We start from the raw sequence: 9,465 nt of genomic DNA on the forward strand, positions 1-9,465 counted from the left end.
GAGGCAGCCCCAAGCGCAGGCCCCTGACCGAGCGGAGGATTGGAGTTGGAAATTGCAACTCGGCGGAATCTATCATCGATTCGAAACAGTCAAAAATTCTTGAAAAGCGTCACTGTTTTTCTTATTATTGAATTTGATCAAAATTACTGTTGAGAACTATCGCAACAAATGTCCAAATTTCGATCAAAGCCATTGAATCGTAGAAATATTTTATTTAAAGTTATTGTGCAGAATATAATTTTTGTTGGAATTATTTTTGCTTTATATTTTTTAATAATTGAAATGATTTTTTCTGTAATTATTGATAGCCAACCAAAGTTAATGGACCGTCCCCCGGCACATGAGCCGAAAATAATACAAAGTCCGACCCTCTTTGCCGACTATTTGGAAGGTGTTTCGGGCGATGCTCCTGCCCTATTGTATGAGGGCCGTGTTATCAAAACACTCTGCCTCGCCGCAATCTATCAATCCCCCGAGCGTAAGGATCTTAAATATTCTGCCTATATTCAGGAGAGGATTAATTACGAGATGGGGGACGCGTTTATGATTTTCTTTGGCGAAAAGAATAAATACATCGGCGCGATCGAGGCAGGAGATCGGCAGGTAAACCCCGAGCCGTTAACATGGGGGCAGTGTGTCGATCTCGGGCGGCAATAGCCCGAACCCTATTTCACCACCACGCAATCCACCTGCCGGTCCTTCAGCGCGCGGCAGAGGCTTTGCGCGTCGGCGGCGCTCAGGCTTTGGGCGAGATAGACGCGGGTCCAGCCGTCGGCGCTGACCTCGTGGGCGAGGCTGAGGCCGTCGCGCCAACCGTCGGTGCGGCGGTGGAAGTCGCGCTCGAAGGGCTTCACGCTGCTGGGGTCGCGCAGGGCGGCGAGGCGCAGGCGGGCGGGGCTGGGGTCAGCCGGTTTGGTTGCGGCGGGTTTTGGCGCGGACGCTTGGGCTAAGACTGGCTTTGGTTCGGGTGGTGGCGGGCGCTTCGGCGTTTCTGGCGCGGTAAGAACGGCTTTTGGCGGCTCCACACCGCCCAAAGCCGACGCATCGACCGTGACCGCAGGCGCGGGCGGTTTGGGTGGGGGCATGGGGTAGAGGCGCACCACGGCGTCGGGGCGGCCCGGCACGGGGGGCGGGGTTGGTAGATCGGGCGCGCGGGTGATCACCGAGGGCGACCAACTATCGGGGGCGCGCGCGGCGGCGGGATCGGGCAGGGCGAAACGGAAGCTGGGGGATTTTCCCTCCCGGCGCGCGACTTCGGAGATGGCCAGCGCATGGCCTGCGGCGGCGGCGGCTTTGAAACGCGCTAAAGCGCCCGGCTCGTCGGGCGGAGTGTCGCCCGCCAGCAGCATCCCAAGCCGAAACTGGGCTTCCCGGTGGGATTGATCGGCGGCGCGGGTTAGCCAATCGCGGGAGGCCGCCCGGTTGCGGTACGGGTCGGGCGCGGCGGCGAAGAGCAGGCCAAGCTGATATTGCGCCTCGCTATCCCCCGCCTCGGCGCGCGGTTGCCAGAGCGTTTGCGCCCCGGCCCAATCCTGCCGCGCCAGGGCTTCGAGCACCTGGATTTGCGTTTCCGGCACATCGTTGGCCCGCGCCGCGCCGCTGATAAGGCCGAGGGCGAGCAGAAGGACGATCATTCCGCTGCGATCTTGGCCCGGCTGCGCACCCGCGCGGGGCGGGCGGCTTTCGGCTCCGGCGGGGCGACCGTATCCAGCACGGCCAGCAGCGCCTTTTGCAGATCGGCGACTTTGCCCGCCCGCTCCAGCTTGAGGCCGAAAATATCCTTCACGTAGAAAACGTCGACGACCTTTTCGCCGTAGGTGGTGATTTTCGCCGCGCCGATTTGCAGATTTTGGCTGGTGATGGCCGCGCCCAAATCATGCAACAGGCCGGGCCGGTCGCGCCCGTTCACTTCCACCACGGTAAAGGTGGCGGAGGCAGAATTATGCACCAGCACGCGCGGCGGCACGGTGAAGACTTGCGTGCGCGTCGGCCCGCTGCGTTGGGTTTTGAGGTCCGCCAGGGATTTCAGCCGCCCGGACAGCGCCTGTTCGATCAACACCGCCAAGCGCGCCAGCTTATCGGGCCGGTCGAAGGCCCCGCCCTCGGCGTCTTGCACCGAAAAACTATCCAACACCATGCTATTGGCGAGGGTGAAAATCCGCGCATCGACGATATTGGCCCCGGCGACGGCCAGCGCCCCGGCGATGCGGGCAAAAACACCTGGATGGTCGCCGGTGTAGATTGTGACATCGGTCACGCCGCGTTTCGCATCGACGCGGGTTTCGACCGACAGCGGCGCACCGTCCAGCTTGGCCCGGCGGATCATGCGGGCGTGGCGGGCGAGGGACGCCGGGTCGGCGGATAGCCAATAGGAGGGTGTGCCAAGCGCCACATGGGCGTCGAAATCCGCCGTCGGCCAATCTTCCAGCAAGGCGCGCAGATCGCGCAACTGGGCTTGAATGCGCCGCTCAATCGGGCTTACGCCTTCCACCGGCTCGGCGGTCAGATGGGCTTCAGCAAGGCTGTAAAGCTCGCGCAGCAGCCCGGCTTTCCAATTGTTCCAGACTTTCGGGCCGACCGCGCGAATATCGGCGACGGTCAGGATCAGCAGTAGCTTCAGCCGCTCCGGCGATTGCACCAGAGCGACGAAATCTTGGATCGATTGCGGGTCCTGCAAATCGCGGCGGAAGGCCGTGTTGCTCATGGCAAGATGCCAGCGCACCAGCCAGGCGACGGTTTCGGTTTCTTCCGCCGTTAACCCCAGGCGCGGGCAAAGCTTATTCGCCACCTCTTCGCCCAAAATCGAGTGATCGCCGCCGCGCCCCTTGGCGATATCGTGCAGCATGACCGCCACATAGAGCGCCCGGCGCGAGACCAGCGTGGGCATGAGGGCGCTCGCCAGCGGCAGTTCTTCCTTGAGGTCGCCCTTTTCGATCCGTGCGAGGATGCCGATGGCGAACAGCGTATGCTCGTCCACGGTAAACACATGGTACATATCGTACTGCATTTGGGCGACGACACGGCCAAAATCGGGCACGAAGCGGCCTAAAACCCCGGCTTCGTTGAGGCGGCGCAAGGCCTGTTCCGGCTCGTTATGGGAGGCGAGCATTTCCAGAAAGAGCCGGTTGGCCTCGGGGTCGGTGCGCAGTTTGGCATCGATCAGCTTGAGGTTTTGGGTAATCAGCCGCAGGGCGATGGGGTGAATGTCGAACCCCGTGCGGTCGGCTTCCCAGAACAGGCGAATGAGGTTAACGGGGGCACTCAGAAAAGCTTGCGGCTCGCCGATGGAAATGCGGTTGCCTTCGACGATGAACCCATCTTTCTCGTGTTTCTTACTGCCGAACCAGCGCTGCAGGGCCGAGGCCTTCGGTTTGCGCTTCTGTTCGGCTTCCAGGGCGGCGCAGAAAATGCGCGTCAGATCGCCCACATCCTTGGCGACCAGAAAATAATGCTTCATGAACCGCTCAACGCCGCGTGTTCCGGCGTGATCGGTATAGCCCATCGCGGCGGCAAGCTCGCGCTGTACGTCGAAGGTCAGGCGCTCCTCGGCCCGCCCGGCGAGGTAATGCAGATGGCAGCGGATGGTCCAAAAGAAGCCTTCGGCCTTAGCGAATTTATTGGCTTCCGAGGTGGTGAGCACGCCCCGCAGCGGCAGTTGCGCCACATCGCTGACCTGATAGGCGTATTTGGCAATCCAATAGAGCGTATGCAAATCACGCAACGCGCCTTTGCCTTCCTTAATATTCGGCTCCAGCACATAGCGGCTATCGCCCAAGCGTTCGTGCCGCTGATTGCGCTCGGTCAGCTTGGCTTCGACGAAATCCAGCGCCGTGCCGCTGACCACTTCGGCGGCAAAGCGGCGCTTTAAATCATCATACAGGGCCTGATCGCCCCAGACGTAGCGGGCTTCCAGAAGGGCGGTCCGGATGGTTTGGTCCTGCCGGGCCATGCGCAGGCATTCTTCCACCGAGCGCGTGGCGTGGCCGACCTTCAGCCCCAAATCCCACAGCATATAGAGCATATATTCGACGATCTGCTCGCCGACCGGGGTTTGCTTATAGGGCAGCACGAACAGCAGATCGACATCCGAGAAGGGCGCCATCTCGCCGCGCCCATAGCCGCCGACGGCGACGACCGACAAGCGCTCCGACTGGGTCGGATTGTGGATCTGGTACACGCGCAGCGTGGTATCATCATAGAGCACGCGAATGAGCTGATCCGTTAGATAGGCCATGGCGCGGGCGGCTTCGATGCCGCTGGTGCCGCTCATGAAGCGCCGCTTCACCTCGTCCCGCCCGCGTGCGAGCGCCTGTTTCAATTCGGCGAAAACGGCAGCGCGCCGCGCCGGGCCTTGCCCATCGACCCGCGACAGGGCGGCGAGCGTTTGATCGAGCGCACGCCGTTCAATGAGGGCACGGCGGGCTTTGGGGAAGGTCGGGTGGCGCTGCATAGATCGAATTTAGCGCCTTTTGCCCCAGACTGAAACCCAGACTGAAATCCAGGCCGAAACAATACACCGCACATCACACCATCCCGTGCAACGCGCGCAGGGGAATGATAAGCTGCGGCCCATGAACAAAGAGGTATCGGCATGAGTGCGGCGTTAAACGCCAGTTTGAAACAGGCGATCATCGCGGCGCGCGGCGATAAGGCCGACGCGGCGCGGCGGCTGGTGGCCCTCGCTAAGCATGATCCGGCGGTGCTGTTGGCGCTAACGGAACCCTATCTGCAGGGCATCGCTTTCGATGCGGTGAATAAAGTGCTAGCGCGTGCCGCCACGAAAAGCGCGGCACCCGATACGAGCGTTGCCATGGCGCAAACGCGCGCGCCCTCGGCTCCCGCCCATATTCTCGCGCAAACCGTTGCGACCACGCCGCCGCCGACGGTGACAGCGCCGCCCAAAGCCGAGATCGAGGCGGTTCCTGCCCCCGTGAAAGCGGTCGCGGCCCCAGCGCCTGCGCCCGTTGCCCCGGCTCCCAAGCCCGCGCCGAAACCCGCGCCCCCGCGCCGGGTGTTAAAGCCGGGCGAAGTTCCGGCGGAAACCATCGATGCGATCTTCGATCAAATCGGTAAAACCCTGCCGCCGGTCAAACGCTCGGTGCGTCAGCCAAAAACGCCGGAAGAAGCGATGATGCAGGGTGTTGGCCGCGACCCCAACGGCCCGCCGCCGCCCATCGCAGGCGTCGGGCATCAAAAGGCCATTCTGGCGATGGCCAAAAGCTTTAAAAAGGGCTGATTTACGCCCACGTGATCGGACAAGACCCGCCCATGAAAACCATCGTCATTACCGGCGGGAGCCGGGGTATCGGGCGCGCGGCGGCTATTTTGGCTGGCGCGCGGGGGTGGGCCGTTGGGGTAAATTTTGCCCGGGAGGCCGATGCTGCGGCAGAAACCGTCGCCGCTGTGATTGCCGCCGGGGGTAAGGCGGTCGCCGTGCAAGGGGATGTTACGGTCGAAGCCGATGTTATCCGCCTGTTCGATGCGACAGCGGCCGCTTTCGGCCCAGTCGATGGGCTTGTTGTGAACGCCGGGATCGTCGCACCCGCCGCCCAACTTGCCGACATGAGCCTCGACCGTCTCACCCGAATGTTCGATGTGAATATCCTGGGCGCTTATTTGACCGCGCGCGAAGGCGCGCGCCGCTTGCCGTTTGATCGCGGCGGGCGGGGAGGATCGATCGTTCTTGTTTCCTCGGCGGCGTCCCGGTTAGGGTCGGCAGGTCAATATGTCGATTATGCGGGGACGAAGGGAGCGATGGATACGCTGACCCTCGGGCTTTCCCGCGAGTTGGCCGGGCAAGGCGTTCGCGTCAACGCGGTGCGTCCAGGGATTATCGAGACCGAGATTCACGCCAGCGGAGGCCAACCCGACAGGGCGCAGGCCCTCGGAAGTGCCTCGCCCATTGGGCGTCCAGGCCGGGCCGAGGAAGTGGCAGAAGCCATTCTTTGGCTGCTGAGCGACGCTTCTTCCTACACCACCGGCGCGCTGCTCGATGTCGCGGGCGGCCGCTAATATTTTTAAGGAGAGTGAAACCATGACTATCCCCGCCCTTGCTGGAGCCCGGATGCTGCACACGATGATCCGTGTCTACGATCTCGACAAATCCATCGATTTCTATACCCGCCTTTTGGGTATGAAGCTGTTGCGCCGCAAAGATTACCCGGATGGAAAATTCACCCTCGCGTTCGTTGGGTATGGTGAAGAGGCCGATCACACGGTGATCGAACTCACCCATAATTGGGAGCATGAACCCTATGAGCTTGGCACCGGCTTCGGCCATGTCGCCCTTGGCCTGCCCGATATTTACGCGGCCTGCGAGCAGCTCGCCGCGGCCGGGGCCAAGATCACCCGCGCCCCCGGCCCAATGAAGCATGGCACCACCCATATTGCCTTTGTCGAAGACCCGGATGGCTATAAGATTGAGTTGATCCAGAAGGCCACGCTTTAAACTGAGGCCTATTCTGCCGTTATCTGAAAGTGGGCTTCTACGCGGTTTCGACCATTGCGTTTGGCGTGGTACAGGGCTTGATCGGCGCGGTCGATGACTTTGTTGACCGCCTCACCCGGCGCGGAAAATAGGGCAATCCCGATGGAAACGGTGACGGACACCGGCCCCGCTTTGGTCGAAATCGGGGTTTCAGCGATTAAGCGGCGCAGCCGGTCGGCGCGCGCAACGGCAGCGGGGCCGGGGCAACCGGGCAGCAGTACGACGAATTCTTCGCCGCCGAATCGCGCCACCAAATCGCTATCGCGCCCCTGCTGGCGGCAGAGCCGGGCGACGCCTTTAATCACCGTGTCGCCGACAGCATGACCGTGGGCATCGTTGATGGTTTTGAAGCGGTCGATATCCAGTACGAGCACGCTGATGTCATCGGCGGGTTTGGCGGTCGCGGCGAGCAAACTATCGACACTCTCAAAGAAACCGCGCCGGTTGAGCAGGCCGGTCATCGGGTCGGTCATCGCCAGTTCGCGCAAACTGCTATTATCCTCCGCCAAAGCCGAGGCTTCGGCGCTGACGCTGGCGAGGCTCTGCTCGTAGGTGCCGATTCGTCGGATCAGCGCGCGCAAAGCTTGCGACAGGCGCACCACTTCGCGCGAGCCGCCGGAGCGGGAGAGGAAAACCGTATCGAGGGTGCGCCCGCTGCGTTCGGCATCCTCTGCCAAATGCTTCAAGGGGAGCGTTAGGCGGCGGGCGATACCATAACTGAGCGCTGCTCCCACGAGCCCGGAAATCACCCCGAGGAGCGCAAGCCCCACTTGCACCTCCCAGATGGGCGCATAGGCCACGGCGGTCGGCGTTGTCGCCAGAATCCGCCAGCCGAGCCCGCCAAAGTCTCGATAGCCCTGCGTCGGGGCGAAGCCGACTAGTTTTTCGACGCCGTCGATCACCTCGGTCTGCGCGCCTATCGCGCCTGCGATCATTTTTTGAACCGCCCCAAGGTCAGCGTAGGAGCGCCCGAGGCTAGGGCCCAAAACCGTGCGGCCCGCACTATCGAGTACCAGAATATCCGTTTCAGGAAAGGTTCGATCCGGGCGTAGCACGGAGGTTCGGATATCCTGTGCCCAGGCCCAATAGAGATGCGCGCCGACAACGCCGATCACCCGCCCCGCCGGATCGTAAATCGGCGCGGCGACATCGACGAAGCGCAACGGCTCGGTGGTGGGAGAGTTTAGATATTTCTGAAGTAATAGCGCTTCGTGCAAATCGCCAATAAAGGGGGCTTTCAGGGCTTCCTTGAACCAGGGGCGTTCGGCGACCGATTGACCTTCGAGCAGCCCGCCCGTGGCCACCTCCACCGTCCCATCGGTACGGGCGAAGCCTATCCAGGCGTAATGCGGAAAATTACGCTGAAGATCGGCCAGCCATTCCCGCCGTTTTAGCGCTTGATCGGTGTGATGGGCGATGAACGGGTCGAGCCGCGCGACGGTCTGGATTTGCCCATAGGCATCGAATAGCCCGCGGTCCAGCCGCTCCGCCATATCCTCGGCAAGGCCGCTGAGCCGATCTCCGATCCGGGCTTGCAATCTTTCGGTAACGCGCCATTCCATCAAACCAATGATGGTAAAACTGCATACAAAAATAACTGCGGCCACGAGTGCCGACATTTGTAAGCTGATCGACGTGCGATCGAGGGAACGTTTGTTCATGGTCTGAAACGATATAAGTATCGTAATGTCCTAGTAACAGATTTTTACCGTATAGTTTTTACAGCCTCAATCTATAAGTTTTCGTGAATATTTTTACGGAATGCAAATGTATGAATTTAGGCACAAAAAAACGGAGCCCGAGGCCATCGGGCTCCGCTGTAGAGACGGCGTGACGACCGCTATTCCGCCGCTTGTGCCAGCTTGGGTTCGGCCCAGCGCAGCACCGGTTTCCGGGCGGCGAGGGTTTCATCGAGGCGGCGACGCGGCGTTAAGCGCGGCGCGGCATGGAAAGCGTCCGCTTCGCCCGCTTTGGCCTTTTCCGCCAGCGCGCGCATAACGGTGATGAACTTATCCAGCGTTGCCTTATCTTCGGTTTCCGTCGGCTCGATCAGCATCGCCCCGTGGACGACCAGGGGGAAATACATGGTCATCGGGTGGTAGCCCTCGTCGATCAGCGCTTTGGCGAAATCGAGCGTCGAGACGCCGGTATCCTTCAAGAAGCTATCGTCGAACAGCACTTCGTGCATGCAGGGGCCGGTGAAGGGCGCGGAGAAAACATCCTTCAGGCTGGCGAGAATATAGTTCGCGTTCAGCACCGCGTCCGACGACACTTGCCACAGGCCATCGGCCCCGTGGCTGAGCATATAGGCCAGCGCCCGCACGAACATGCCCATCTGGCCGTGGAAGGCTTTCAGGCGGCCAAAACTCTGCGCGGCTTCGGCTTCCGCCGCTTCCAGCACCGCGAAACTACCGTTGCGGTTGACGACCCACGGCAGCGGGGCAAAGGCCGCCAGCGCGTCCGACAGCACCACCGGCCCGGAGCCGGGACCGCCGCCGCCGTGCGGGGTGGAGAAGGTTTTGTGCAGGTTGATGTGCATGCAATCGACGCCGAGATCGGCGGGGCGAACCCGGCCAACGATGGCGTTAAAATTCGCCCCATCGCAGTAGAAATAGCCGCCCGCGCCGTGGATAGCGTCGGCAATCTCCCGAATATCCCGCTCGAACAGCCCGCAGGTATTCGGATTGGTCAGCATGATCGCCGCCACATCCGGCCCCAGCTTGGCCTTGAAGGCAGCCAGATCGACGCGGCCTTCAGCGGTCGCCGGAATCGGATCGACGGTAAAGCCGATGGAGGCTGCGGTCGCCGGATTGGTGCCGTGGGCCGATTCGGGCACCAGCACCCGCGTGCGGTGGCTCTCGCCGCGTGCCGCCAGCGCGGCCTTAATCGCCACCATGCCGCAGAATTCGCCGTGGGCACCGGCGGCGGGGGACATGGCGACGGCGGGCATGCCGGTCAGGGTCTTCAGCCAATGGGCG

General features: G+C 61.8%; 8 protein-coding genes. 4 read left to right on the forward strand and 4 right to left on the reverse strand.

Features of this window, described 5'->3' with window-relative positions; all coding sequences use genetic code 11:
• Positions 1-168 precede the first annotated feature (168 nt).
• Entirely contained in the window at positions 169-657 is a 489-nt protein-coding gene (locus tag ACIQ36_RS15025; protein WP_395830714.1) for a hypothetical protein, read from the forward strand.
• An 8-nt stretch (positions 658-665) separates the two neighbouring features.
• Here the strand turns inward: ACIQ36_RS15025 and ACIQ36_RS15030 are convergent, their stop codons facing one another.
• Entirely contained in the window at positions 666-1,634 is a 969-nt protein-coding gene (locus ACIQ36_RS15030; protein WP_395830716.1) for a hypothetical protein, read from the reverse strand.
• Positions 1,631-4,450 carry a [protein-PII] uridylyltransferase gene (locus ACIQ36_RS15035; protein ID WP_395830718.1) on the reverse strand — a complete coding sequence of 940 codons (2,820 nt, stop codon included), beginning with the start codon at positions 4,448-4,450 and terminating at the stop codon, positions 1,631-1,633. The genes ACIQ36_RS15030 and ACIQ36_RS15035 overlap by 4 nt, the downstream gene beginning before the upstream one ends.
• A gap of 141 nt (positions 4,451-4,591) precedes the next feature.
• Between ACIQ36_RS15035 and ACIQ36_RS15040 the strand changes: the two genes are divergently transcribed.
• From ACIQ36_RS15040 to gloA, 3 genes are read left to right on the forward strand one after another with little or no spacing between them, the layout of a single operon-like run.
• Positions 4,592-5,236 (forward strand): hypothetical protein, encoded by a 645-nt coding sequence (locus tag ACIQ36_RS15040; RefSeq protein ID WP_395830720.1) that lies wholly within the window; start codon positions 4,592-4,594, stop codon positions 5,234-5,236.
• 32 nt (positions 5,237-5,268) lie between these two features.
• On the forward strand, positions 5,269-6,012 hold the full coding sequence (locus ACIQ36_RS15045; RefSeq protein ID WP_395830721.1) for an SDR family oxidoreductase: 744 nt from the start codon (positions 5,269-5,271) through the stop codon (positions 6,010-6,012).
• A gap of 22 nt (positions 6,013-6,034) precedes the next feature.
• A complete protein-coding gene (gene gloA, locus ACIQ36_RS15050) occupies positions 6,035-6,448 on the forward strand; it encodes a lactoylglutathione lyase (RefSeq protein ID WP_395830723.1) in 414 nt (137 codons plus the stop codon).
• 8 nt (positions 6,449-6,456) lie between these two features.
• Here gloA and ACIQ36_RS15055 read toward each other — a convergent pair whose 3' ends face one another.
• The gene (locus tag ACIQ36_RS15055) at positions 6,457-8,148 is read right to left on the reverse strand and encodes a diguanylate cyclase (protein WP_395830725.1); all 1,692 of its coding nucleotides are present in this window, start codon (positions 8,146-8,148) and stop codon (positions 6,457-6,459) included.
• A gap of 179 nt (positions 8,149-8,327) precedes the next feature.
• The coding region (gcvPB, locus tag ACIQ36_RS15060) for an aminomethyl-transferring glycine dehydrogenase subunit GcvPB (protein WP_395830727.1) at positions 8,328-9,465 on the reverse strand (1,138 nt) is incomplete at its 5' end.

This window comes from Elstera sp. (assembly GCF_044372965.1).
Lineage (GTDB): Bacteria > Pseudomonadota > Alphaproteobacteria > Elsterales > Elsteraceae > Elstera.

Bases quoted from the DNA above. Each gene is read 5' to 3' on its own strand.
- ACIQ36_RS15040 (WP_395830720.1), top strand. From the start codon at position 4,592: ATGAGTGCGGCGTTAAACGCCAGTTTGAAACAGGCGATCATCGCGGCG.
- ACIQ36_RS15035 (WP_395830718.1), bottom strand. From the start codon at position 4,450: ATGCAGCGCCACCCGACCTTCCCCAAAGCCCGCCGTGCCCTCATTGAA.
- gloA (WP_395830723.1), top strand. From the start codon at position 6,035: ATGACTATCCCCGCCCTTGCTGGAGCCCGGATGCTGCACACGATGATC.
- ACIQ36_RS15025 (WP_395830714.1), top strand. From the start codon at position 169: ATGTCCAAATTTCGATCAAAGCCATTGAATCGTAGAAATATTTTATTT.
- ACIQ36_RS15055 (WP_395830725.1), bottom strand. From the start codon at position 8,148: ATGAACAAACGTTCCCTCGATCGCACGTCGATCAGCTTACAAATGTCG.
- ACIQ36_RS15045 (WP_395830721.1), top strand. From the start codon at position 5,269: ATGAAAACCATCGTCATTACCGGCGGGAGCCGGGGTATCGGGCGCGCG.
- ACIQ36_RS15030 (WP_395830716.1), bottom strand. From the start codon at position 1,634: ATGATCGTCCTTCTGCTCGCCCTCGGCCTTATCAGCGGCGCGGCGCGG.